Raw genomic sequence first — 26900 nt, forward strand, 5'->3', positions numbered from 1 at the left:
GCCACTCGGAACTCGTTAGTGGGATTTGAATGAATTTGGTAAGTGAAATAGATAAGTGATGGAAGGAAAAAACCAGAGAAATCGGATAGTCGGGGTTAGGCTGACTTTAGTGGAATTTGAAAAGATTGAAAAAAAATGGAAGGCTAGCAATTGCAGAAAATTAAGTGATTTCATTCGCAAAATGATCTTCCAAAAACCTATCGTTGCCAGCTACCGGAATAAGTCTATGGACGACTTTATGGCAGAAGCAATCAGGCTAAGATCGGAACTTAACGGCATTGGCAACAACTTTAACCAGCTTGTCAAAAAGCTGCACATGACTCCTAGGACCGAGGGTATCGAAAAGCTTTTGGTCAGTTATGAACTCGACAAAAGATCACTGCTCAGGCACATCGAAAAGATACAGTTGTTCATCGAGGAACAGGGAGCGAAATGGTAGCCAGGATCAGCATCAAGGATGCCTTGAACGACAACTTTTTCTATAACGAAAACAAGATCGGAAAGGGCGAAGCCATTGGGTTATTGGCAGCCAATTTCCACACCGAATTTGAACGGCTAAGTTCCCGCCAAAGGCTACGTACATTGGAGAACTTTGTAGCAATGAACAGCCGTATTAAAGTGAACAGCGTGCATGTTTCTTTGAACTTTGATCCATCGGAAAAGCTCTCTGATGACAAGCTAAAAGAGATATCGAAACAGTACATGGAACGCATTGGTTTTGGTAGGCAGCCGTACCTGGTCTATAGACATTTTGATGCCGGACATCCGCACGTCCATATCCTTTCTGTAAAGGTAAATTTAGAAGGTAAGGGAATGGACACCCACCTTATCGGAAAGAGATTTTCCGAACCGGCAAGAAAGGCTATAGAAGAACAATATGGACTTGTAAAAGCTGAAGGTAGAAAAGAGGAAATTTATAATCTTAAATCTGCTTATTCCCAAAAGATCGATTACGGGAAAATGGAAAGCCGTAAGGCCATTGCCGTAGTTCTATCCAATGTGCTGAACACCTATAACTATACCTCCATTGCAGAACTGAATGCGGTGCTTAACTTGTACAACGTGACTGCCGACAGGTGCAGGGAAACATCAATGGTCTACAGGTTTGGTGGCCTGCTCTATAGGATACTGGACGGAGAGGGCAAACCAGTAGGTGTCCCCATCAAGGCCAGCAGGTTTGGTCAGCGCCCTACCCTTGAATATCTGGAGTCCATGTTTGAAAAGAACAGGGCGAACAGGGCAAGGTTTAGATCACCTCTTAAGCATACGATAGACCGCTATTTTACCAACAACAGTTCACCAAATTTCAACGCCCTGTCTGCCTATCTGAAAAGCGCGGGAATAGATATAATCCTACGAACCAGTGCGAAGGGACAGGTTTATGGATTGACCTATGTTGACCACAAAAGGAAAGTGGCACTGAAAGGCAGTGAACTTGGAAAGCCATATAGTGCAAAAGGTATCCTGGAAAGATGCAGTTCCGGTACTGCAAAACAAAACCAATATCAATCAGCAAATGTAAACAACCAAGGTTTGGGTGCAGTTGTTGGGAGTCCAGATCAACAACTGCAACATTCAATCGGGAATAATCTCATCGACCTATTGACACAATCTGAACACACTTACAATCCAACCCCTTATGAGCTAAAGGGAAAAAAGAAAAAGAAACGCAGGAAACAGTCCAACGATTAACAATTAAACACAAAAGGATATGCAGACGGGAGAGAACACAGAGGCGTTAAGGAAGATCCTTGACATGACAAGGTTGATTGCCATCATCATTTTGGGCATTCACTACTATTATTATTGCTACCAGGCTTTTCTGGATTGGGAGCTGACCATCGAACTTACCGACCGATTATTGGGCAATATCCAACGAACTGGTTTGTTCAGCAGCTTTATCAAATCCAAGCTCATTGCCCTACTCTTCCTTTCAATTTCGCTCATCGGAGCTAAAGGAAGAAAGGACGAAAAGCTGAAGATCAAAACGGCAATCTCCTATCTTGGGACTGGTCTGCTGTTATATTTTTCAAGCGCTGTCTTATTGATGTGGTCAGCACCACAAGATATAATTACGATACTTTATATTGGAAGCTGCTCTATCGGCTTTCTTTTGGTACTGACAGGAGGTATGTTCCTCTCTCGTATCATCAAGAAAAAACTCAATGATAAGGATATCTTCAACAAGGAAAATGAGACCTTTCCGCAGGAGGAACGCCTGCTGGAGAACGAATATTCTGTCAACCTTCCGGCCAGATACAACCTGAAAGGGAAGCTTCGAAATAGCTGGATCAATATCATCAACCCTTTCCGTGGCCTATTGGTCGCGGGAACTCCTGGTGCGGGTAAATCATACTTTGTCATCCGCCATGTTATTACCCAGCACATACAGAAAGGGTTTAGCATGTTCGTCTATGACTTTAAGTTCGATGACCTGTCCATCATCGTTTATAACACATGGCTGAAGAACAAACATCGGTACAAGAAAGCATCTGAATTTTATGTAATTAATTTTGATGACCTTTCCCGAACTCATAGGTGCAATCCCCTTGACCCTTCGGGAATGCTGGACATTACCGATGCCGCAGAATCGGCAAGGACGATCCTGCTCGGACTTAACCGGGAATGGATTAAAAAACAGGGTGATTTCTTTGTGGAAAGTCCAATCAACTTCCTCACGGCCATCATCTGGTTTCTGCGCAAATACCGGGATGGTGAGTTCTGTACCCTGCCCCATGTCATCGAGCTGATGCAGGCCGATTATGATGACCTGTTTAGCCTGTTAAGAACAGAAAAGGAAATTGAGGTTTTGATCAATCCTTTCGTCAATGCCTACCTCAATGATGTCATGGAACAATTGGAAGGTCAGATTGCCTCTGCAAAAATCGCCATGGCCCACCTATCCTCCCCTCAATTATACTATGTATTATCAGGTTCAGACTTTACTTTGGATATTAACGACCCCGATAACCCCAAGCTGGTATGCATGGGCAACAACCCTCAAAAGATACAGATCTATGGCGCTGTACTTTCCCTATATGTTAACCGGTTGGTGAAGCTGGTAAACAAGAAAGGCAAGCTTAAATCAAGCTTGGTCTTCGATGAATTCCCTACAATTTATCTCAACAATATGGATAGTCTAATTGCCACAGCACGTAGCAATAAGGTGGCCACCTGTTTGGGTATTCAGGACTTTAGTCAATTGCGCAAGGATTATGGTCGTGAGCAAGCAGATGTGATTACCAATATTGTAGGAAACATAGTTTCCGGCCAAGTAACCGGAGATACCGCTAAGACACTTTCTGAAAGGTTTGGAAAAATCATGCAGGACAGGGAAAGCCTTTCAATTAACAGCCAGGATACATCGATTAGCAGAAGTAAGCAGCTTGAATCAGCAGTTCCTCAGTCCTCAATTTCGGGGCTTAGTTCGGGTGAATTCGTGGGCATGGTGGCCGACGACCCGGATAACAAAATAACCTTAAAGACCTTTCATTCAGAGATCATTAATAACCATGAACTGCTTAAAATGGAAGAGCAAGGATTTAAAACAATTCCACAAATTCGCAGCATAGACCAGTTAGCAGTTCAACAAAATTACATTCAGATAAAAAAGGATGTTACGGATATTATTCAGATCGAAGTTGATAAGCTGCTAAATGACCCTAGCCTAAGCTATTTGGTTATAAAGAAGAACTAGCATTTTTCTGAAAACAATTTCTCAGATATACCTTTACTCTAAAAATTTTGATGCAAGGGATTCTGGAAATTAGTTTTTAATCCAATAATAGCTATTTCAATCTGTAAATAAACCAAATTCACCTCTAAATGCTACTTGTTGCAATGAATGCTTTCGGATAGAAATTTCATACAATTTCTACTCTAGTATACTTTAATTATAGTTTTTATTATATGCCACCTCAAAAACTTTGTAAATTAGCACTATAGAATATATATTATTGATGCCTCCAGAAGAGTTAGAAAAATTATTGTCTTGTACGAAAATGTTCATGAACCATGTGCATTGGGTACAACAGTCTTTCAATCTTGTCCCTAACAAAGATCATTTGGGAACAAGTATCAACTTCGTCGATTTGCAAGAATATAGGGAAGAATTTTGTACTGAATTAGTAAATACAATCCCTGAGTGGGTTTATAGCAATTCCAAAGCGACTTCAATATTAGATGGTCTAATTACCGAAGGTCGTTCAACAATAAATGCTCAAATGGCGTTCGCCAACAAAACTTTTGAGAAATTTAGAAATTCTGATACAAGAGAAGTTACACTTCAGGGACAATTTGGTGAATTACTTTTATTCAATTTTTTACAGGCATTTTTTAATGCTGTTCCCCTCCTGCGAAAAATGCCGATTACCACCTCCGCAGAAATGGAGAGATTTGGCGCTGACGCTATACACTATAGTTATAAGGACCATAAACATTTATTCTTCTTAGGTGAAGCAAAGACATACACAAGTAAATATCGCTTCAATGTTGCATTGAAAGACGCTATTGAAAGTATTTTAAAAACTTATAGTAATCATAGAAAGGAGTTAGGTCTTTATATCTATGACTCATTCATTAGCGACGAATTAATCACAATTGCAAGGGATTACAAAAACGGAACACTAAAAGATGTAGAAATTCATTTAGTATCTATTATCACTTATGAAGAAACAAATAAACTTGAAAAAAGCTCTGAGTCACAAATTAAAGTTGATATCACTAAAATAATTGAAGATCGAGGATTAAATGTTGATAAGAAGCTATTTGATTTAATTGACAACGGGCTTCATCCCCGGTTCAACTACATAATTTTTCCAGTCTGGGAGCTTGACTCATTAATCCAGCTATTTCAGAAATTAATAGGTAAATGAGCACTCCAAATGAAATTTTAAGGCGATTATTTCAATTCGAACTTTGGGCAAATGCTCAAAGGCTGAATCTTATTGACACTAGTAAACCTACTGTACTTGATATAGACTTGTTAACCGAAGCCATATCCATTTTAAATGATTTATCGGTAAACCCGACAGAGTTACACAAGAGACAAATAGTAGCCATATCTGCTCTTATTTGGACATATCGAGATTTATCTTGGGATGGGTTAAAAAACTACCTTATTCTGTTTCTCTCAAGAGCTGGATTTGCGCCCTCTTCAATTATGGTAGATGATAATTATCAAGACAACAAATATTCCTCATCTGTAAGTTTGATAAACCAGTTTGCAATAGCTATTGAGCAAGCTGTTTCTGAAATAAAAATTGGTGAAAAAGGATTTTTAGTTAGTGAATTCCAAAAGGAAATATGGGATTCAATTGACAATAATAATATTGTGGGTATATCTGCGCCGACATCTGCAGGGAAATCGTTTATAATTCTTCTTAAGGCAATAGATCTAATAATAAAAAAGGAAGGTCAGGTTATATATATTGTTCCAACTTTAAGCCTCGTCTCTCAGGTAATGATGGACTTTCGAAAAACTTTAGATGATTTCCACTTAGATTATTCTATTGAGTCAACTTTCAATATTGCCACAACAAATTCGAGATCTATTTATGTTTTAACGCAAGAAAAGGCAATTGCTGCTTTTTCGCAAAGCGACATTCCCTTTTCAGAAGTTCGAATTGTCGTAATTGACGAAATCCAAAATGTTGAAAAGGTGGCTGAGGCTGACGATCAGCGTTCTAAGGTACTTTATGACTTAATTGTTGAGTTTAGAAACTCATCGAATATTGATCACGTAGTGATTTCAGGACCCAAGATTGTTAAAATTGACGAGCTCGGGAAGGCTCTTTTTGGTTCTGCTGCAAAGAAAAACGAAACCGACGCCTCCCCAGTATTAAACCTAACCTATTCTATATCAAAAATCAAAACGAAGTATTACTTTAATGTTTACTCTGATTTACTGGATTCAGTTGAAAAAGTACAAATAACAAACACCGAAAAAATCCAAGGTTACGGTAAAGTTCGATATGACGAAGTATTTTTAGGCTACGTAAAATCATTAATGCAATCGTTTAAAAATGACGAATGTAGCCTGATATTTTCGCCCACTTCAAATCAGTGTAGTAAAATTGCATTTGCAGTAGGTGAAGATGAAAACATTGTAAATGGAGAGTTTTTAAATGGCTTGTCGGATTTTATTTCTACAACCGTACATCCTCAATTCCCATTAGCGAACACTATCAAAAAAGGTGTTGCATATCACCATGGAAAACTACCATTCCATGCACGCATACTAATTGAAGACGCCATAAGAAAAAAGAAAATTCGAACTATTGTATCGACCACAACACTTCTTCAAGGAGTGAATTTACCAGTGCAAAATATAATCATTCGAAACCCAAATTTATTCGTCCAAAGTGGCGAGGGAAAGGTCAAATTGTCCAATTACGAGATAGCTAATCTACGTGGCCGAGCTGGAAGACTTTTAAAAGATTTTGTTGGAAGAACATTTATCCTGGACGAACAAAGTTTCCAGGATGACAAAACTGAGCAATTAGACATCTTTAAAAATACCTCAAAAGAACTGAGTGTTGGATACGGTAGCAGATATACTGAACATTATAAGATGATATCTCACGATCTACAAAATAATATAGGCACAACCCCTTACAATCAAGAATATTCATATCTAACAACATATTTGCGTCAAACAGTATTAAGATATGGCCAAAATTCGCCTAAGTTTTTGGAAAAAGTAGGTATCAAATTAAGCGACCAAGAACTTGAGGTGATTGTCGCATCTATGAACAACCTCGCGGTTCCAAGAGAAGTGTGCTCAAGAAACAGATATTGGGATCCAATTGATCTTGACAAACTAAATAGTCTGAAAATAAATTACTCTTTACCGACTAGCGCTTCTGAAAATAACATTGCAAATAAACTGAAAGCTATTTTGCTTCTATTGAAGCAAGACTTTTCTGTTTACTACAGCAGGTATTTCGGCATTGAAAATGCTTTTGATAAAAATGGACGAGAAATTGATCACATAATGCGAATGTGCATTCTAACAGATAAGTGGCTCAAAGAAAAATCCTTATTTGAATTGTTTAGTGATCCATACTATGATACTGCTACGAAAGTGGAAAGCACGATTAGCGATTTACAAAATAAAGTCTCTTACGGATTACCATTATTGCTGAAGCCAATTTACGACATTTCTGAACCGGAAGCAATGTTTACTCGGTTTATTGAATTAGGTGCGTTTTTACCTATCACTAGGAAATTTATTGAGCTTAATATTCCGAGGGAAACAGCCATATATCTTAATGAAAAGTATGTGTTCAATAATGTTGATGATAAACATTCATTATTAAGACAACTAAGAGCGATTAAATCACAGCTTTCATATTGGCATCAGGTTCAGCTAGGTTCGATTTAACATTTGATATTAAAAGGAAAATATAGCTAACCCTATCCCATCAAAGAAAGGGTCTAAAATTGCTTTTAGAAAAAACCTAAATATGGGTGCTTCTATTAAATACATTCATGTTGGACTATGTTTCTAAATAATGAAGGCGTGCTTTAGATAGTCAAAAAGCATACATCTATCATTATTAAATTTCTATTGCTATCTAATCTACAGTTTGCGTTTCTTATATTAGCCAAATATTGACAAGTCATAAATTAACAGGTCATGCTTTTCGGTGAAAGAATAAGAGAGCTTAGAGAAAGCCAGGGATTGTTGCAACGGCAGTTAGCGGCAAACCTTGAGATTGACACCCCCATGTTTAGCAAAATTGAACGTGGTGGGCGGAAAGCTAAACGGGAACAGGTACTGAAAATTGCCGAAATCCTCAAAGCAAGCGAACAGGAATTATTGGCTTTGTGGTTAGCAGACCAAATCAAGGAAATTGTAACAGACGAAGATCAGGCATTACAAGCCTTGAAAATCGCTCAAAAGGATATAAACCAAGCAAACACCAAATAAGAATGAACCAAGTACAACATAACGCTATCGTTAATTTCATCTGGAGTATTGCTGATGATGTGTTACGTGATGTCTATACCCGTGGAAAGTATAGAGATATCATCTTACCATTTACCGTACTGCGCAGACTGGATGCCATTTTGGAGCCAACCAAAGACAAAGTTTTGGAGATGCACCAAAAGCTGAATGAAATTAAGATTGACAACCAATCTGCACAATTGCGCAAAACCAGCGGTTATGTGTTTTACAACACCTCTAACTACACCTTCAAAAGGTTGTTGAACGAACCGGGCAACATCCGCCAAAACTTAGAAACCTACCTGGATGGCTTTAGCAGCAACGTGCAGGACATCATCAGTAAATTTAAGTTAAGAAACCAATTGGAGACCTTGGAAGAAGGCAACATTACCTTCCCTCTGATTGAAAAATTCTGCTCAAGCACTATTAACCTAAGTCCAATGCCTGTCAAAGATAAAGACGGCAATGTGGTGATGGAAAGCTTGACCAATTTAGGGATGGGCTATGTGTTTGAAGAACTTATACGCAAGTTCAATGAGGAGAACAACGAAGAAGCGGGAGAACACTTTACACCAAGGGAAATCATTCGCTTAATGACCCACCTGATTTTCGAACCGCTCAAAGGAAAGATAAAGGACGGAACCTATCTCATTTACGACCCTGCTTGTGGTAGTGGTGGTATGCTTACAGAAGCGGAATACTTTGCCAAAAAATTGAACCCCAAAGCTACTTTCCACTTGTACGGTCAGGAAGTAAACCCAGAGACTTACGCCATCTGTAAAGCAGATATGCTGATAAAAGATGAAGACCCGGAGAAGATTGCCTTCGGCTCTACGCTGAGCAAAGACGGCTTTCCAAACCTCCAATTTGACTTCATGATTAGTAACCCACCCTATGGGAAAACATGGAAAGTAGATGCAGATGCCATATTGGATAAAAAAGACATCATAGATCCTCGCTTTACCGTAGGTGTTCCCCGAGTAAATGACGGCCAATTGCTGTTTGTAATGAACATTGTTTCCAAGCTCAAAATTAATAGCGAATTGGGTAGCAGGGCAGCTACCATTCATAATGGTTCAGCGTTGTTTACTGGCGATGCAGGACAAGGAGAAACCGAAATACGCAAGTATCTTTTTGAGAATGATTTATTGGAAGCGGTGATTGCCCTACCCAACGATTTGTTTTACAACACGGGCATACCCACCTACATTTTTATCCTGAACAATAAGAAGGAAGAAAAGCGTAAGGGTAAACTACAACTCATCAATGTAACTTCTGAAGCTTTCTACAGTAAAATGCGCAAGCCATTGGGCAAAAAGCGAGTAGAGTTTAGCAAAGACCATATCCGCAAGATTACCGACCTGTTTTTAAATTTTGAGAACAATGAGCACAGCATCATTCTCGATAATGAGGACTTTGGCTACAGCCAGATAATCGTACACCGCCCACAGCGTGATGAAAACGGCAATATCATCAAAGATGCCAAAGGCAAACCGAGAAGCGATAATGCACTTAAAGACAAGGAAAACATTCCTTTAAAGGACGACATTGATGCCTTTTTTGCCAAAGAGGTTATCCCTTTTGTGCCGGATGCCTGGTATAAAAAGAGCGAAACCAAAATTGGCTATGAAATAAACTTTGCCAAGTATTTCTATGAGTTTGAAACACTTAGAGATTTAGAAGAAATAAAAACTGATATTCTGTTGATTGAGAAAGAAACGGAGAATTTGTTAATAGATATTGTAAATAACTAATGAAAGTCATTTCATATAAACATAATTGGTTAGCCGATATTCCAAATCATTGGAATGCATACCCTCTTTGGGCTTTGTTTGAGGATAATAAGACGAAGAATGAGAATAATATTGTTTCTAATGTTCTTTCATTAAGTTATGGAAATATTATAAGAAGGGATGTTGAAAGTAATATGGGCTTATTGCCAGCAAGTTTTGAAACCTATCAGATTGTAAATGATGGGGATATTGTTTTGAGACTGACAGATTTACAAAATGATAAAAAGAGCTTAAGGGTCGGTCTTGTAAAAGAAATAGGAATAATAACGTCTGCTTATACTGGATTAAAATTGAAAAATCCAGAACTCAACTCAGCCTTTTATTACTATTTCCTTCATGCTTTAGACATAATGAAGTACTTCTATAGTCTCGGTGGTGGAGTGAGACAGAGTATTGGATTTTTAGAATTGAAATGGCTTAAACTTCCTGTTCCTCCAAAGGATGAGCAAGACCAGATAGTGAATTACATAAAAGCCAAGTCCAAAAAGATAAAGCATTTCATCCAGAAAAAGCAAGCCTTTATTGAATTGCTGAAAGAACAAAGGCAGACGATAATCAGCCGAGCGGTAATCAAAGGAATTAACTCTGATGTAACCTTAAAGGATAGCGGTATTGAATGGTTGGGCAATATTCCTGAGCATTGGACGCTTAGAAAGCTTAAATATTGCGTTTCGCTTAATGCTAATCCAATTCCATCTGACACAGAAGGTAAACAGTACTTAAAAATAGCCTTAGAGAATATTGATAATTGGACAGGGAAATTTGTTGAAACAGAAACCCCTGATTTTGAAGGCCAAGGTAACTTCTTTAAAAAGGGAGATGTATTGTTCAATAAGCTAAGGCCTTATTTAGCTAAGGCATATGTAGCAAAAGAGGAAGGTTTTTCTGTAGGCGAGCTTTTAGTTCTAACGCCTGATAGTAAATATTTTACAAGTGAATATTTGTTTCAAAGATTCATGACTTCTGATTTTATAGAAGTTGTAAACAGTTCAACTTATGGTGCTAAAATGCCAAGAGCAAGTTGGAGTTTCATTGGTAACTTAAAATTACCTATTCCGCCAAAAGAAGAGCAAGCCAAAATTATTGCCCAAATCAAAACCGAAACCGCCAAAATAGACCAGGCCATTGCGAAAGCAGAAGAAGAAATAGAACTCATCAAAGAGTATCGGGAAGCCATGATAGCCGAAGCGGTATTGGGCAAACAGGATGTAAAGGTTCACACTAAAATAGTATTGGAAAATGCCAAGTAAAAGAATAACCAGACATATAGACCGTCTGATACTTGACCCTAACAACTACAGGTTCAAGGACAGACCAGAGTACAAGCCTGTAGATCAAGCCAACCTTGCTGATACCCGTGTTCAGCAGAGAACGCTAAATTTTATCCTTGGCAAAAACAATGGAAATGTAAAAGACCTCATTAGCAGCTTTACCACCAATGGCTTTTTGGATATTGACCAGATTCAGGTCACTGAGGTGGGCGAAAACCTCTTGGTGCTAGAAGGCAACAGACGTATTGCCACTTTAAAGTACTTGTATGACGAATTTAAAAAGGGCAATGATGTAGGTCGCCTTACCGAATCCGACTTTAAAAGTGTCAACCTGGTATTGATAGAAGATGAAGAGCCAATTCAGCACTTAATCGCTATGGGGCTCCACCACATTAGTGGTAAAAAGAGATGGAGTGCAGTAAACGAATCTCAATTGGTAAGTGACCTAATAAGTACTTATAACAAGACAGAGCAAGAGGTTTGTGATGCGCTTGGTATATCTACCGTGAAACTGCGTAGAGGCTTAAGAACACTTAGCCTCATCCAACAATACAAGCAAAGCGACTATGGCGACCAATTTGAATCGCCTATGTACACCATTTTTGAAACGGTAATTTCAACACCGGAAATGCGTAGCTGGATTGAGTGGAGCAATGAAAACATGACCGCCCATAATGCGGTAAACTTAGAACGACTGTTTAGCTGGGTATCTCAAACCGAGGATATTGAAATTGATGAAGATGGTAATGAACGGGGCTCAACCAAAGAAGCGATTATCAGCCAATACAGGCAAATAAAAGATATTGCCAAATTCATAAGCGACCCAAAAGCAATAGAATTGATGGAAGAAAGCCGTAGCATCGCTGAGGCTTATTCTTACAGTGATGTAATTGGTGAAAACAGGCTAAGAAATGCTTTAGATACCCTTCGCAAAGAGGTACAAGTTGCATTCAATTTTAGCGAGCATTTAACTGAACCCGATTATGGAGAAATACAAAGGTTAAAAGACAAGTTAGACCGATTAATTCCTTCAAGTAAAGCAGTTGTAGCCATCAATGACAAAAGATTGGCAAGCTACTTTACCCCAGTTGATAATCATTTCAGCGAAATATTTGTCCACAGCTACAGAAAGCTCCGCAAAATCAGAGTTAAGAACCTGTCTAAGGTCAACATATTTGTAGGTGGCAACAACTTAGGTAAAACCTCCCTATTGGAGTGTTTTTACCTACTGAGCCAACTGAATGACATCAATGCGTTTCTGGATTTGGAAAAATACAGAGGCAAATTCTATTCAGATTTTCATTCTAAATGGATTCACAAAAATTTCATTTCAGACATTGAATTGGAAGGCTCATTCAATGGGGCTGAAACCAGTCTGTACCTCACAAAAACGGAAACCGAAGATGATATTGAAAAGTCAGGCTATCTCTCTACCATAGAATCAGAAGGAAAAGTAAAAGACATCACATTAGAGAGTTCCATTCACCTATATACAACTAAAGAACCGGAACTTCGTTTCTCAAAATCTCAGGTGCTTTGCCCCGCTACTTTTACCAGCCCATTCAGGTACAATACTGAATTACTCAAAAAAGCCCATGCCAATGCAGTAAAAGAGAAATACTTTGACCGAGTGGTAGAGTTTATACAAACTCATTTAGACCCAAGCATTGAGAAAATTGAGATGATTAGTGATGAAGGCGAAAGCAGGTTTATGGTTTCTTCTTCTCGAATAAATGAGGTGGTAGATATTACCAAGTATGGAGAGGGTTTACAAAGGGTGTTTGAGATAGCATTGTTAATGGTTTACAGCAAAGACGGTGTGATATGCATTGATGAGGTTGATAGTGCTATTCACAGGTCCCTATTGATTGAGTTTACCAAGTTTATCCAACAAACAGCAGAGCAGTTTAATGTTCAGGTGTTCCTTTCTACCCACAGCAAAGAGTGTATAGATGCCTTTGTTAAGAATGACTACCATAACGACTTTATAAGAGCCTACGCCCTATCGGAAGTAGATGGCGAAATAGCCTGCAAATACATTGAAGGAGGCCGTTTAGAAAGATTAATTGATTCAATAAATTTTGATATAAGATAATGGCTCAGAATTTATTGTACATACTTACAGAAGGCTCTCATGATGCAGCATTCTTGTATCTGATATTAAAAGCGAACGGTCTCAAAAGGGAAGAAAAGAAAATCAATGAGTATCCGAATTACTTGTCCAATTTTTTTCTAAAAGATTTAAGCCTAAGTGATGTTGATTCTGTAAACATTCAAGAAGCTCGCACTCGTTTTATGCCACAATATGTCATGGTTAAGGATACCAACTATGTCATAATCTATACAGTTGGTGGTGATTCATCATTAAAAAGAAAGGAATTACTTCAACGATTGAATGACTTGAATGAGCCTGATGAGGACCAAATTCAGGCATTACCTAATACCACAATTTCAGTCCTTTATTGCTTGGATGCAGACGATAAAGGATATGAGCAGAGGGCAAAAGAAGTATTTGAAGAATGTCAAGAAGTTTTCAAAAAAGCCTCATTCGACCCCATACCAGACTTTAGCCAATTTCCAGTATTAGAGGACATCAAGATTGGCTTGTATGTCTTTAAAGAAGGTGAAACTGACAGTGGAAATTTAGAAGATGTAATCATTCCATTAATGCGTCAAGATAATGATGACATTTTTGGTGAAGCAGAAAAATTCCTAAGCATCCACACATCCTGCAACCTATTCAAGGAAAAGCTAACTTATGATGAAAGTGGTACTGTGTTGCTTAAAGTAAACAAGGTCAAATACAGTCATAAAAAGTCATTAGTCGGAACTGTAGGACAGTTGCAAAAATCTGGAATGACAAATACAGTTTGTATTGCACAAACAGACTACTTAAATCAAGAAAAGATTTTAGCTAATGATGTTTGCAAACAAATATTCACGACAATCAAGAAAGTTTTAGTGTAGAAATATGTATACAACAGATACATCAGAAAAGGGCTTGGAAACTATCATAGAAAAGCATTTAATCAATCACAATGGCTTTATTGCAAGCTATAGTGCCGACTATGACCGTGACCTCTGCATCAATGAAAAGCTTTTGTTCGAGTTTTTGGCAGCATCGCAACCCAATGCCCATGATACCATCATCAAAAGAGGCAAAGACAAATTCTTGAAACGCCTTTCAGACCAAACCCGCCAGAAAGGTATCATTGAAATACTTCGCAATGGGGTCAAGGATTTGGATTTAAGAGTACAGCTTTATTTTAAAAAACCTACCTCACTCCTCAACGATAAAACACAGAAGCAATACAGCAGCAACATTTTTTCCGTTACCCGACAGTTGTACTACAGTCTGGAGAACAGCAACTCTTTAGACATAGTTTTGTTTATCAATGGCTTGCCATTCAGCACTTTTGAATTAAAGAACCAATGGACGGGTCAGAATGTAAAACATGCCATACGCCAATACCAAACAGACCGAGATCCGAAAGAACCCTTGTTTGCCTTTGGCAGATGTATGGTTCACTTCGCTGTAGATGCCGATTTGGTTTACATGACCACTCATCTCAACAGCACAAAGACTTTTTTCCTACCCTTCAACAAGGGTAATAACGATGGTGCAGGCAATCCGGTAAACCCCGCAGGTTTAAAAACTGATTACCTTTGGAAAGATCTTTTGACCAAAGATAGCCTGAGCAACATACTGGAAAACTTCGCTCAAATTGTTGAAGAAAAAGATGAAGACACAGGAAAAGTTAAACGCAAACTGATTTTTCCTCGATACCACCAACTCAGATCGGTGAAAAAACTGCTGCATCATTCCAAAGAAAACGGTGTTGGCCAGAAATACCTCATTCAACATTCGGCTGGTTCAGGCAAATCAAATTCAATTACTTGGTTAGCCCACCAGTTGGTGAGTTTACACGATAGCGAGAATACTGAGACCGTTTTCGATAGTGTTATTGTAGTAACAGACAGACGTGTCTTGGATAAGCAAATTAGAGATAACATCAAGCAATTCGCTCTGGTAAGTAGTGTTGTTGAGGCGATTGATAAAGGGAGCCGACAATTAAAACAAGCCCTTGAAGATGGAAAGAAAATAATTGTGACCACAGTTCAGAAGTTCCCATTCATCATAGATGAAATCGGAGCTTTACAGGCAAAGAAATTCGCCATCATCATTGATGAAGCACACAGCAGCCAAAGTGGTGAAACGGCCAGTAAAATGAATTGGGTGCTGTCCGACAAGGAAGTTCCATACCGTGATGAACCCGAACCACCCACCTCTGAGGATATTATCAATGACTTGATAGAGAACCGCAAAATGCTGAAAAACGGGAGCTATTTTGCATTTACGGCAACCCCGAAAAACAAAACATTGGAAACCTTCGGAGAAAAAACAGGAGAAGGTAAATTCATAGCTTTTGATAATTACACCATGAAGCAGGCCATCGAGGAGGAATTTATCCTTGACGTGCTAAAGAATTACACCACTTATCAATCCTACTATAAATTAGATAAAGCTGTTGAAGACAACCCGGAGTTTGAAACCCGACAAGCCAACAAAAAGCTACGTGCTTATGTAGAAAGTCATCCTTTCTCCATCATGGAAAAATCTAAAATCATGTTAGACCACTTCCATGCGGACATTAGAAAGCTCATCAATGGTCAGGCAAAAGCAATGGTTGTTTGTAAAAGCATTAAAAACGCCATTCTTTACTATCAGGCTTTTAACGAGTATCTGAAAGAAATCAACTCACCATACAAAGCCATTGTAGCATTTTCAGGCACAAAAGAAATAGATGGAGAAAATTGGGATGAAGCCAGATTAAACAATTTCCCAAGCAATGACATTCCAACAGAGTTCAAGAAAAAGGAATACCGCTTCCTGATTGTAGCCAATAAGTTTCAAACAGGATTCGATCAGCCACTATTGCATACCATGTATGTAGATAAAAAATTAGCTGATGTTCAGGCAGTACAAACCTTATCAAGACTCAATAGAGCCTATAAACCTTACAAGGAAGACACATTCGTGATGGATTTCTTCAATACCACCGAAGATATTAAAAAAGCATTTGAGCCTTTCTATACCACCACTATCCTAAGTGAAGAAACAGATGCTAATAAACTCAATGATTTACAAGATGCCTTAGACAATGCTCAGGTCTATTCTCAGGATGATGTGGTCAACTTCACTGACTTATATTTCAAAGAAGCAGACAGGCAGGAATTAGACCCAATCATAGATAAGTGCGTTGCGGAGTTTAAAACTGAACTGAATGAAGATGCCCAGATTGATTTCTATGTAAAGGCGAAATCCTTCTTTAGAATCTATGCATTTCTTTCTAAGCTTTTATCCTTCAATAATTCTTACTGGGAAAGGTTGTATTGGTTTCTGAAATTCCTGATCCCTAAAATTAAGCCGGAAGAAATTGAGGATTTAGCCAAGGGCATTTTGGAAGCAATAGACCTGGATAGTTACAGACTAACCCGAACAACAAAGGAGAACATCAAACTAAGTGGTGATGAAGAATTAGCCCCTACTCCGCCAGTAATGAAGGGTAAAAAAGGAGAACTTGGATTTAATGAGTTGGATGCTATCCTCAAAGAATTTAATACAAAGTTTGGCATAGATAACTGGACGGATGATGATAAGGTAAAGAAATTCCTGTTCGAGCAATTACCAGCCGATTTTGCCCGTGATGAGGCCACAGTCAATGCTGTTAAAAACAGTGACAAACAGAACGCTAAAATCACTTCTGATAAAAAGGTGGAGGATTTGATGCAAGATGTGATTTTCCAATACACGGATTTGTATAAAAAATTCACGGATGATCCAGACTTCAAACGCCAGTATTTAGACTTTGTATTTGATAAGATTTGGAATCAACAAACTAACTCTCAAAACTATTCTAAACAGTAAACAAACCTCTACTAACGATAGAAAAGAAATAGGCAATACACTTACTATACTCATAAACAATATGACTTAAAACGATACTTATTCTATATTCTCATAAGGAAGTCATTGAATGATATACTTAAGTTTATTTTAAGTTGCAATAAGAAAAGGTATTTGTAACTTTGTATTAATAGAAATGTAAGTTCTTTAAATAATAGTGATTGTTATCGCAGGTGAAACTGCTATTGGTTAATCACATTCTTGTGTATTTTAAAGCTAGCGTAAATCGTGGCACTCACTTTTTACCAGAACATAACTAACTGGCTTAAAGGTTATTGAACAGATATTTTCAAATACCTTCAGCTCCACTGAGAAAAAACCTAGCTATAAGATACTGAAAATCAGAACATTATAGCTAGGTTAAAATTGTCCCGAATCTCCCGAACCCAAACATAAAAAGTGCGTTGTTGGATACTCCAGGGCACTTCCTTTTCTCACGTATCCACAAAAACACACTAGTTCCAGTGCGTCTTTTTACACCCTGTTTACACCGGGCTTTGGCAAATGTTTACACCAACTTTCTCTGCGGTATAACTGTACTCCTCGTAGTTGGCATTCTTGTACAATACAGATGTGAAATATAACTGCGCACAGACTCGTTTTGGCTAAACAACCCAAAGCCATGTCAATATGAGAATAAACCTCAACCTTGTCTGTTACATCCATAAGACCTATTCAGACGGTACCCACCCCATCATGCTCCAGTATACCATCGACCGAAAGGCAAGACGCAGGGTGCTGGCCAGATGCCGGAAAAGAGATTGGGACGACAGATCCAAAAGGCTCCGATCTTCTGCCCCAAATGCGGATGCGATCAACCATTACCTGACGGTTGAGTACCTGAAGGCGGAAAAGGAACTCTACGAAATAAAACTCGGTACCAGGTCAAGATCTGAAATATTCAGGCCGCAGGCGGTGATGACCATAGGCAGTGCAATGGACCTGGAACTTACCAGGATGGAGACTGAGCATAAAGCTGGCCAGTACGATAAGGTGCGGGCGCTAAAACGACAGATAGAAGACCTTAATATAGACATCCTCGAAATAGACAGAAAATGGATCGAACAACTTGTAAACCATTTCAGGGAAATGGGAAATATAGGTTCTACCATCCAGAAAAAGATAAAGCTGTTAAGGGGAATCATCGGCAGGTATTCAGAAAAAGGTATTACAAAGGAACATCGCAATATCCGCATCCCCACACAAAAGTCGATCAAGGTGAAGCTCACAAGAGAGGAACTATCCCGCATCGAAGATCTCCGCTTACCTGACAACGACCTTATCACTGCCGCAAGGGATCTTTTCCTTCTCCAGATCTATCTGCGTGGTATACGCATTGGCGACCTTCTGCAGGCGTTTTCCAGCGACTTTGAAGATGGACGTTTCAACTACACCGATGGCAAGACAGGTAAAAGATACTCTCTAAAGATTATCGATGCTGCGAAGCCAATAGTAGAAAAATACATGGGAAAATACAACCGCCTCCTCCCCTTCTTTACCTGGAAACCAAATGAAAGAATTACAAAATTTGAGAATGATCGTATTCGACTAAAACATAAAGAATGCTGTACTACTATCGTCAATAAACATCTAAAAGTAATAGCTGGAATGGCGGGAATATCTAAGCCACTCTCGTCCCATGTTGCAAGACACACTTTCGCTAGAATGGCAATCGACAAGATCAATAACCCGATGATTACAATGGAGCTTCTCGGGCATACTTCTCTAGCTATTCATCAACAATATCTAAATGAAATAAGACAGGAGGAATTGCTTGATGAAATCACTGATAGCATTTTTTGCATAAAATAAAAATGCAATTATTATATCTGTATAGTAATCAAATGAAACCCTTCAAGCCGATTATGGATTCGAAAATCTAAACTGTAGATAAATCAGAAAGTTAGCCACTTTATTAAATACATTTTTCAAATAAATTTAAAAATCACGGCTAAATAATCAAATTAACTTCGATATTAGAAGTATAAACGTTCCAATATGTATAATGGAGAATTTTATCAGTGCCTTGAGGTTACTATAAGTTGTGAAACACATGCAGATTGCTTAAGGACAACAAATAGCTTAAAAAAGCTATGTGAAGCGTGGTATTTTAATGTAAAATTTAATGAGTACAAATCAGCTAGAAAAGGTGAAGTCTTAACACGAACACTAATGATATATCAGACAGCATATGCCGGAGATATCGTAATTTTTAAAGAGTGCGTACGTAGAATCTGCGAATATTTTAGAATTTTCCATCAGTCTGTTTCATTTACAGATAGAGGGTCAGAGCCTGTCAATAAGTTACGTCAAGACAATTAAGCGAGATAAGATAAAGAGGGTCTAATAGTAATTGATCCTAATTAACGCACTATGAAAAACTACAATTTTAAATTTCCCAATAAATTTAGCGGTAATCAACTAGATAATTTTGTTGATGGATTTTACAAATTTTATTCAGTCAACAAAAATGATGGCTATTATGAATTTGATCTTTCAGAAGTAGAATGGATGTCGAATCAGGAAATGCTAGTGTTAACTGCAATATTCAAATACTTGGTAGAAGAGGATGCGAAATTTAAAGTATTTTTTCTAAAAAATGGATCTACAGCCAATATTGATCGCAGGGTTGTAAACCAAATATCTCAAATTTGGAATGTTTGGAAAATTTATAAAATAGCACCCGAAGGTGAGTTTCACAAATACTTTGACATACATGGCAACATTGTTCGAGATTTAGAAAGACGCTTTTCTATAAAACAAAATAATAGCGAAATTTATAATAGATATGGTATAACACCATTTATTACATTAGAGAGCATTGCTAACTATGATAATCGCATAATTGGAGAAATGCTATCTGAAACCTATTCGTTAAGCAAAGCTACTAATGAAGTGCTTCGACTGCATAGTTGTAATATGCCTTTTGAAAATCACACCTTAAGCTCAATTATCACAAAAGAATTGTACGAAAATTTCTTGGACCATGTTTCACAATCAATTTTCACTCAATCCCCTAAATATGCATTCTTAAGCCTTTCTCTAGTACCAAAATTGAGAAAGATGGAAGAGAATAAAATTCAGGCAATATTAAGCAAAAATTTTACTGAGGAATCCAGCCCAGAACTCAAAAACTTCTACTATGACGAACATTCTAAAAAGTTTCTCAACCAATCTATTCTCCAATTTTCATTTCTAGATTTTGGACCCGGAATTGTTTCTACCCTTCGAGAGGAATATAATCGTAGAAATAGTGGTGTTACCGAAATTCAAACAAAAGAGAAAGTTGATTCGGAGATATTGAAACTAGCATTTCAATATGACTCGTCAAAGGACCCTCTAGATAAAAGATATTTAGATAAGACAGTTATACCACGCGGTCTTTATGATCTTTTAAGCATCGTCAGAAGATTCAACGGACTTGTAATTGCTAGAAGTAATTATGGTAAAATATTTTTTGACTTTTCAAATACTTCAGAACAATTTCAAGATGCAAACGTTTTTGGGGACCATAGTAATTTTTTCCCGGGCACTCTAATAACAATATTTATACCGGAAAGAAGTAGCATTCAAAAATTCGATACTTCTAAAATCTCAGTTCCGAATATATCGAGATTCAAGCATAAGGAGCCATTAACGGCAAACTACATTAACCTTTATGAGTTTCTTAAGTCTGTTGACGATGGCAATATTACTAAAGGTGAAATCTACAGTAAATTGTTCGATTCCATAGTTAAAGAAATTTCAAGGAATGGAAATAAAGGTAAAATTCATTATTTCGATTTTAGTGGGTTTAATATTGATGAAAGAATAACAAAAAAAATAATTCATTTTTTGATATCTGACTATAACGTCAATTCAGAAAATAATATTGTTGTATTAAATCCACCGCCAGATGAATTTCTTGAGAACCTCAACAATGAAATTCTTCAGCTAAACTTACATGTGGAAAGCTATCGTTTGCATCCAATCCCATTCATTAAAGAGATAGAAGGTGGAATTGATATATTCTGGATGGGAGTATATAACAAACAAGATGCAAAGAAACTTAATGACCTACTATTAGAGCAAAATGACCTTAGAAGAAGTGATTTTGAAGATCCAAATGCAGTTACTGGTAATATAAACTTTTATGATTTTCATGGAAACTTACACTCTTATATCAGCGTAGATGAAATAAGGAATTACTTTGAAAAAAGAAATGAAGATTCAACTTCAGATACTGTTCAATCCATTATTTCAAAATATATCATTAGAAAAAATGATCGGGTATTTTTATGTCCTGGAAATTACTATCAGCATGAATATCTTCAATTATATGATGCAATAAGCAACTCTGAAGAATGCAAAATATTGGCCGCCGCTTTACAAATGGAGATTAATCGTCATTTGGAAATAAGCAAAACGTTGAAGTTTATATGTGTCACCTCCAGTAGTCAGCAAATAGTTAAGCAATTTAAATTTGAGATTGGCCAAAAGCCCAATATTATTTATTTAGATAATTACCACTCAGTTATTTACGATTCAAGCATATCGGATTTAATCAATAAGGATGATAAGGTCGTCATAATATGTGATCTTTTTTCAACCGGCTATTTAACAAATATTATATGTAATCGACTTAATGAAATTGGAGCCAGATTAGAAAAAATTGCTGTTCTTGTAGATGCAATGGACGAAGATTTTGAACCTGAAACTGTAATCGAGGAAGTTAGAAAGAAGGTTATTTCTGTTGTTAAGATGAAAATGACCAAATTCAGAAGAAAAAGCATTAGTGACAAACTTGCTAATAATGAAATTCAAGTTTTAAGGGTTAATCCTTATACAAATACCCCTATCATGGAAAGCCTTAAAGAAAATTCGATGGCGGACCGAGTATTAATGGAAAATGATGAATTTATAAGAATAATAGACGAAAGTCAAGTAAAGGCTGGATACTTTAAATTTAACAACCTTATTCATCCTTATTTTTTTGATATGGGGGGTGTTTTACAAAACTTATCAACAGCAAAAGAGTTATTTCTTAATTTATTCACTAAGTTAAAAGGAAAATTATCTCAGGAAGTAGATTTAATATTTTATCCAAAGGGATCGGCAATACAGCAGCTTGATTTTGAAATATTAAGATCTGAAATTTTTAAGAACCACGCAATTACCATTGCAGAGCTAGAAAGATTTAGTACAAACGAAGGGTGGCGTTTCCCTCATCCTCCGAAGTACATGTACGGATTAACTACTGGCAAACGGGCACTTATAATTGACGATGGATCATGCTCTGGTGATTCTTTAATGCAAATGATTGATGAAATAGCTGCATTAAAAGTTAAAGAAATATTTGTCTTGTCAATAATAGGCAGATTAAATGATCATAAAAAAGACTTTTTCACTAGACTGAATACTATTACAGGAAAAGCGGGAGTAATTCCAGTTCATGTATTTTTTGGTGTTCAATGGCATATCCCTACCTATTATATAGAGGAAAGTCCTATAATAAGGGAAAAGCAATGGTTGGAAAATGTTTTTCAAATACCTAATCTTCCTGGCAGAATTAAGTCAATAGCGAATAACATTCTCATTGAATTATCACTAAAAGACATAACTGATGAAAGTAATAGATATCTATTAAAGCGTAAAGATGACATCAGCATTATTAAAGAATTAATACTAGTTAAAGAAGAAATTGGTAAAATCACATCTTACAGATATTACACTGAGTATTTTGAATTTTTCGACAAATTTATTCAGCGTTATGAGGGTAAGGAAGCTACCGACCGAACTAAAATGATTGAGTCAATTTGTGCAGTATTTCTTCATGAACCAGAATTATATTCAAAGGTAAAAACTGTTTTACCAGATGTGACCGAGAAAATAGAAATTTTCGTACAAACTATATTATTTGGAAATCCAGAGAGAGATGACAGAAAAAAATTATCTAAAAATGATTTGTATTATAAATGGTCAAATAAAAATATAATACATTTATTTTTTATAGTATTCAGCGGAAGAACGCTATTTGATAAATTAACCACCAATAGACTTGAGACAATCATCAAAGATTTCGTTGCAAAAGAATCAGACTTATATTATATATTCTACAGGCTTCTAAAGTACCTTCCTATTAACCCTGCAGATCAAAATAAGAAACCATTTTCTGGAACAGTTAAACATCTTATTGAAGTTCTTAAAGAGAGTAGCGACATAAATCCTGATACAAAACGTCATTTAAAGCGATTTTCAATTTTCATTTCATCTCTACCTTCTCATGAAGAAAATTTTTTAGATGCTCTAGCGAACATGAAGAATGCCTATGGGCGTGTAATCGATGATGCTTTCCATAATGAATATATTTATAATGACAAACAAATTGTAGCATCTCAACTAAGGCTATTATCCAAATTTAAAACCGATGGAAAACCAACGTCCGAAATTCTTACCGTAATTCACCGTCATTGGAGTAATATATCCCAATTTGTTGCGAACCTTTTAAATTTCTATAATAGCTATAGGTCATACTTTTTCACACACAACTATATTAACGATAACACCAGTGGCAAAAAGTCGTTAGCTGATTTAGTGGGGCTTGTCGATGATGCAATTTATAATGAAGAGTTTAGCAATGTAGAACTACTTATAGAAACCATAAATGAATTTTTTCATAAGTTCATTTTAGATGGATCAGAAACCAATAAGCTATTCAGCAATATCACTGTAGAGAATATTGGAACAGAGTTCGAAAAGTTCAAATCAATGCTGTCCACCATTTATCCTAGTTTAACGATAAATATTAATTCCAGTCTCCCAAGTTCCAGAATAAATATTCCACAACTATATTTAAGAGAGGTGATATTTAAGGAATTGGCATCAAATTTCAGATATGCCGATGAAGAAAAAGGGATTAGGTTAAAACTTGAAGAAGTAAACAATTGGGTAATAATTACAATTTCAAATGATATAAAGTCCATTTCAGAAAACGGTGGCGGGCAAGGACTCAACAAATTATCACTAATAAATTCGCTTCCCATAGATACTTTTTACGAAGCAAGAAAAGAAAACGAAAAGTTTATTCAAACGATTAAGCTTTCAAAAATATAAAACAATGGATTATAAAATATTAGAGCAAACAATTCTACTTTTTTGGGATACGCAGGAAAATTTCAGTAAAGATATTACCCAACAAAAACTCATTCCTCAGGTTTTCAAAGAAGCCATATTAATAGATAGTTTGGACAAGATGAAAACAACAATGGAAAGGGATTTCGCAGAAGAACAAAAGTTTCTCTTTTTCGTGCATCTTGACCATGCAAGAGAAAACAAAGGTCTTTCTAGTTTTAATGCTTCCAAAATATTGGCTGAGTTTCCGAATTTGGCTGTCTATTATGTTTCTTCTACTTCGAAAAAGGCGATTTATGAAAATGGTGAAAACAATGCAATTACAGTGTATTCGTACGACAACATCCATACGGGAATCGGCAATTTTGTGAGACAGACTAAAGGGGAGATTTCAAACTCTAAAAAATTAGGAATAAACATTGAAAATAAAGCTGAGACTGTAACTAAAAAACATTTTGATTATGCGATATTGACAGCGCTATATGAGGACGAATTTGAAGAGCTTGAAAAGATATTTAATTTCCCAAAAGATGAAGTTATAAAGGTTACTACTAAAACTTTTAGGGTTGGATATTTAAAATCTAATAATAAAATTCAAGTAATTGCCACTTTCTTAAATGAAACTGGACCTATCGAAGCAGGCATAGTATCAGCGATGATTCTTGAACTGTTTAGCCCTAAATACTTACTTATGTCTGGTGTATGCGGAGGTGCAGAAAAATATAGCTTTGGAGATATTATAGTCGCTAAAAAAGTATTCGCATTCCAAAAAGGCAAATTATCTGACCATCCGACTTTACTAGACTTACTAGAGGATGAAAACAAAGAAGACCAACCATTTCTACTTTATGATAAGGACAAAAACGCAATTGATCCAACACTTTTGTTTGACACGGAAGGTAAACATATAACGGTAAAAATCGAAAAATTTGAACTGGAGCAAGATGCTATGATAAATTTGAATTCATCAGTCGAAGAAGATTTAAATATGCACTTGAAAGATATAAGATCTAAAATAAATAGTGAAATCAAGAAAGATTTCAGATTTAGTACTAACCCCCCTGAAATTACGATTGCAATAGAACCTATGGCATCGGGAACGATGGTGATTAATAAGAAAGGCTACTTCGAAGAAGTCATAAAGGCAATACATAGAAAGGCTGCTGCTGTCGAAATGGAGTCATATGGTTTAGCCAGAGCCTGCCAGTTGGCTAACTATGGATCAACAATCCCAATTATTTTCAAATCAGTTATGGATCATACATGGAAGAAAGAAGATGCCCCAGGAGGTACCAATGTCAAGAAATTTGCCGCCTATACAAGTGCTCTTTTTATGAAATACTTATTAGAAGATAAGATTATTTAATGTAAGTTATATTTTTGAAATCAATAAAATCAAAATAGGCTTTTCTTGTTGCCATCATATCTAATAATTTATAAGTAGGAAATGTTTAGTCAGGAAATAATATATCAACATTTACAATCAAAGGAATATGGCGCAATAATCACATTACTGCATGAGAATGGAAATAAATTGGATAATGATTCCAACATTCACTATGCGATAAACATATTCATAAATGATTTATTCAACTACGTGAAAAATAATGAAAAGGGTGTTATCAAAGACCTAAATCATGACTTGGATATATTACTAATGTGCCATACACAAAAGAAGTATCTATTAAATCCAATACACTTACTTCAATTAATACATATACTATATCCACGTGTTGCGGTTAATTATCTTTATGACGTTGCAAAAGATTTTCCAAATGATAATATATGTCAAAAAATTTTGAAGGAGTTTCAAAAGCAAAAGGAAACTTCTGAAATAGAACTAAAACAAATAGTCTATCCAAAACGTGCCACAGAAAACATAATATCCATTTCAGGACAAAAATTTGAAACGGAAGTCAAGAATAAGGAGAACATTTCTTGGCTAAAAGTTTATTTGAGATCCAATGAATTATTAAATATTGTCGCTAACCATATAAGAAAACTCAAATCTGTTGATAGGGTTAACATTACACCTAAGAGCAACCATAGTGATCTTACTATTTATGCTAGAAGACCATACAATATTATTGAGGTGCAGGAAGAGGTTACTTTGACTTTAGAAAATTATTTTTCACGCAGTCCGGCGGATCCTATATTCAAGGATGAGGTTATTTCTGGTATCAGTGACATTGCTTACTATCAAATTCTAGATTATATTATAAAGCTAGGAGTTGGTTTGGAAGGATTTAGAAACCTATCATGTAAAATGGATGAAGAGCGCTATCGTGATTATTTTGTAAACTACCTTGATTCATTATCTAATAACCACATGGCAACAGGAGAGACATTCCATGGAGCAGGAAAAAGTGATATCTTAATACGAAATTCTTTAAAAGAAGTTCTTCTGGTAGCGGAGTGCAAGCTGTGGTCGGGACAAGCAAATTTAAAAGCTGCCGTTAATCAACTTTTCAACCGATATATTGTTTGGAGAGATGGAAAAGCTGCGCTCTTAATTTTCAACACTAAGGCCTCAGGATTTACTAAGATCATTAACACTGCGGTTGAAACTTTAAAATCACATCATTTATGTTTTAGCTTTGAAGGAAAACGATTTGAAACTTCCTATTCATTCCTTTTTCGCAATCACCAAGACAGTGAAAAATTGATTAAACTTGAACTAGTGCTTTTTAATTTTGTTTAAATGCAGGTATATCTTCGGTTCATGTCAAACTTGTTTATCTAATGTTTATTGAAATTTAAAATTATTTATAACCTCTTACAGCCTGACTACAATTGATTTCTTATTG

15 protein-coding genes are annotated in these 26900 nt (G+C 36.5%); all 15 read left to right on the forward strand.

The window, feature by feature from the left end; all coding sequences use genetic code 11:
- Window positions 1-58: 58 nt before the first annotated feature.
- The 15 genes from B3I52_RS07230 (at window position 59) to B3I52_RS07300 (ending at window position 26794) form a co-directional block, all read left to right on the forward strand.
- Window positions 59-439: a plasmid mobilization protein gene (locus B3I52_RS07230; protein ID WP_293299937.1), complete on the forward strand. Its 381-nt coding sequence runs from the start codon at window positions 59-61 to the stop codon at window positions 437-439.
- Window positions 433-1692, forward strand: coding sequence for a relaxase/mobilization nuclease domain-containing protein (locus tag B3I52_RS07235; protein WP_293299939.1), 1260 nt, complete (start codon window positions 433-435; stop codon window positions 1690-1692). The genes B3I52_RS07230 and B3I52_RS07235 overlap by 7 nt, the downstream gene beginning before the upstream one ends.
- Before the next feature lie 19 nt (window positions 1693-1711).
- Window positions 1712-3697: a conjugal transfer protein MobC gene (mobC, locus tag B3I52_RS07240; RefSeq protein ID WP_293299941.1), complete on the forward strand. Its 1986-nt coding sequence runs from the start codon at window positions 1712-1714 to the stop codon at window positions 3695-3697.
- A gap of 262 nt (window positions 3698-3959) precedes the next feature.
- Window positions 3960-4874: a HamA C-terminal domain-containing protein gene (locus B3I52_RS07245; protein ID WP_293299943.1), complete on the forward strand. Its 915-nt coding sequence runs from the start codon at window positions 3960-3962 to the stop codon at window positions 4872-4874.
- On the forward strand, window positions 4871-7384 hold the full coding sequence (locus B3I52_RS07250; protein WP_293299945.1) for a DEAD/DEAH box helicase: 2514 nt from the start codon (window positions 4871-4873) through the stop codon (window positions 7382-7384). Before B3I52_RS07245 ends, B3I52_RS07250 begins: the two co-directional genes overlap by 4 nt.
- 255 nt (window positions 7385-7639) lie before the next feature.
- The gene (locus B3I52_RS07255) at window positions 7640-7933 is read left to right on the forward strand and encodes a helix-turn-helix domain-containing protein (protein WP_293299947.1); all 294 of its coding nucleotides are present in this window, start codon (window positions 7640-7642) and stop codon (window positions 7931-7933) included.
- A 2-nt stretch (window positions 7934-7935) separates the two neighbouring features.
- Window positions 7936-9705, forward strand: coding sequence for a type I restriction-modification system subunit M (locus tag B3I52_RS07260; protein ID WP_293299949.1), 1770 nt, complete (start codon window positions 7936-7938; stop codon window positions 9703-9705).
- A complete protein-coding gene (locus B3I52_RS07265; protein WP_293299951.1) occupies window positions 9705-10994 on the forward strand; it encodes a restriction endonuclease subunit S in 1290 nt (429 codons plus the stop codon). The genes B3I52_RS07260 and B3I52_RS07265 overlap by 1 nt, the downstream gene beginning before the upstream one ends.
- On the forward strand, window positions 10984-13110 hold the full coding sequence (locus B3I52_RS07270; protein ID WP_293299952.1) for an AAA family ATPase: 2127 nt from the start codon (window positions 10984-10986) through the stop codon (window positions 13108-13110). The genes B3I52_RS07265 and B3I52_RS07270 overlap by 11 nt, the downstream gene beginning before the upstream one ends.
- Window positions 13110-13982 (forward strand): DUF3226 domain-containing protein, encoded by an 873-nt coding sequence (locus B3I52_RS07275; RefSeq protein ID WP_293299954.1) that lies wholly within the window; start codon window positions 13110-13112, stop codon window positions 13980-13982. Before B3I52_RS07270 ends, B3I52_RS07275 begins: the two co-directional genes overlap by 1 nt.
- Before the next feature lie 4 nt (window positions 13983-13986).
- The gene (locus B3I52_RS07280) at window positions 13987-16944 is read left to right on the forward strand and encodes a type I restriction endonuclease subunit R (RefSeq protein ID WP_293299956.1); all 2958 of its coding nucleotides are present in this window, start codon (window positions 13987-13989) and stop codon (window positions 16942-16944) included.
- Window positions 16945-17613: 669 nt separating this feature from the next.
- Entirely contained in the window at window positions 17614-18795 is a 1182-nt protein-coding gene (locus B3I52_RS07285) for a tyrosine-type recombinase/integrase (protein ID WP_293299958.1), read from the forward strand.
- 561 nt (window positions 18796-19356) lie between these two features.
- Entirely contained in the window at window positions 19357-24075 is a 4719-nt protein-coding gene (locus tag B3I52_RS07290; protein WP_293299960.1) for a phosphoribosyltransferase, read from the forward strand.
- Window positions 24076-24079: 4 nt separating this feature from the next.
- The gene (locus B3I52_RS07295; protein WP_293299962.1) at window positions 24080-25459 is read left to right on the forward strand and encodes a hypothetical protein; all 1380 of its coding nucleotides are present in this window, start codon (window positions 24080-24082) and stop codon (window positions 25457-25459) included.
- Window positions 25460-25540: 81 nt separating this feature from the next.
- Entirely contained in the window at window positions 25541-26794 is a 1254-nt protein-coding gene (locus B3I52_RS07300; protein WP_293299963.1) for a hypothetical protein, read from the forward strand.
- Window positions 26795-26900: the final 106 nt, after the last annotated feature.

The sequence above is a fragment of the Pedobacter sp. UBA4863 genome (genome assembly GCF_002399615.1).
Taxonomy (GTDB): Bacteria; Bacteroidota; Bacteroidia; order Sphingobacteriales; family Sphingobacteriaceae; genus Pedobacter.

Excerpts from the sequence above, each read along its gene's own strand:
- B3I52_RS07230 (WP_293299937.1), top strand. The coding sequence starts at position 59 with ATGGAAGGAAAAAACCAGAGAAATCGGATAGTCGGGGTTAGGCTGACT.
- B3I52_RS07235 (WP_293299939.1), top strand. The coding sequence starts at position 433 with ATGGTAGCCAGGATCAGCATCAAGGATGCCTTGAACGACAACTTTTTC.
- mobC (WP_293299941.1), top strand. The coding sequence starts at position 1,712 with ATGCAGACGGGAGAGAACACAGAGGCGTTAAGGAAGATCCTTGACATG.
- B3I52_RS07245 (WP_293299943.1), top strand. The coding sequence starts at position 3,960 with ATGCCTCCAGAAGAGTTAGAAAAATTATTGTCTTGTACGAAAATGTTC.
- B3I52_RS07250 (WP_293299945.1), top strand. The coding sequence starts at position 4,871 with ATGAGCACTCCAAATGAAATTTTAAGGCGATTATTTCAATTCGAACTT.
- B3I52_RS07255 (WP_293299947.1), top strand. The coding sequence starts at position 7,640 with ATGCTTTTCGGTGAAAGAATAAGAGAGCTTAGAGAAAGCCAGGGATTG.
- B3I52_RS07260 (WP_293299949.1), top strand. The coding sequence starts at position 7,936 with ATGAACCAAGTACAACATAACGCTATCGTTAATTTCATCTGGAGTATT.
- B3I52_RS07265 (WP_293299951.1), top strand. The coding sequence starts at position 9,705 with ATGAAAGTCATTTCATATAAACATAATTGGTTAGCCGATATTCCAAAT.
- B3I52_RS07270 (WP_293299952.1), top strand. The coding sequence starts at position 10,984 with ATGCCAAGTAAAAGAATAACCAGACATATAGACCGTCTGATACTTGAC.
- B3I52_RS07275 (WP_293299954.1), top strand. The coding sequence starts at position 13,110 with ATGGCTCAGAATTTATTGTACATACTTACAGAAGGCTCTCATGATGCA.
- B3I52_RS07280 (WP_293299956.1), top strand. The coding sequence starts at position 13,987 with ATGTATACAACAGATACATCAGAAAAGGGCTTGGAAACTATCATAGAA.
- B3I52_RS07285 (WP_293299958.1), top strand. The coding sequence starts at position 17,614 with ATGAGAATAAACCTCAACCTTGTCTGTTACATCCATAAGACCTATTCA.
- B3I52_RS07290 (WP_293299960.1), top strand. The coding sequence starts at position 19,357 with ATGAAAAACTACAATTTTAAATTTCCCAATAAATTTAGCGGTAATCAA.
- B3I52_RS07295 (WP_293299962.1), top strand. The coding sequence starts at position 24,080 with ATGGATTATAAAATATTAGAGCAAACAATTCTACTTTTTTGGGATACG.
- B3I52_RS07300 (WP_293299963.1), top strand. The coding sequence starts at position 25,541 with ATGTTTAGTCAGGAAATAATATATCAACATTTACAATCAAAGGAATAT.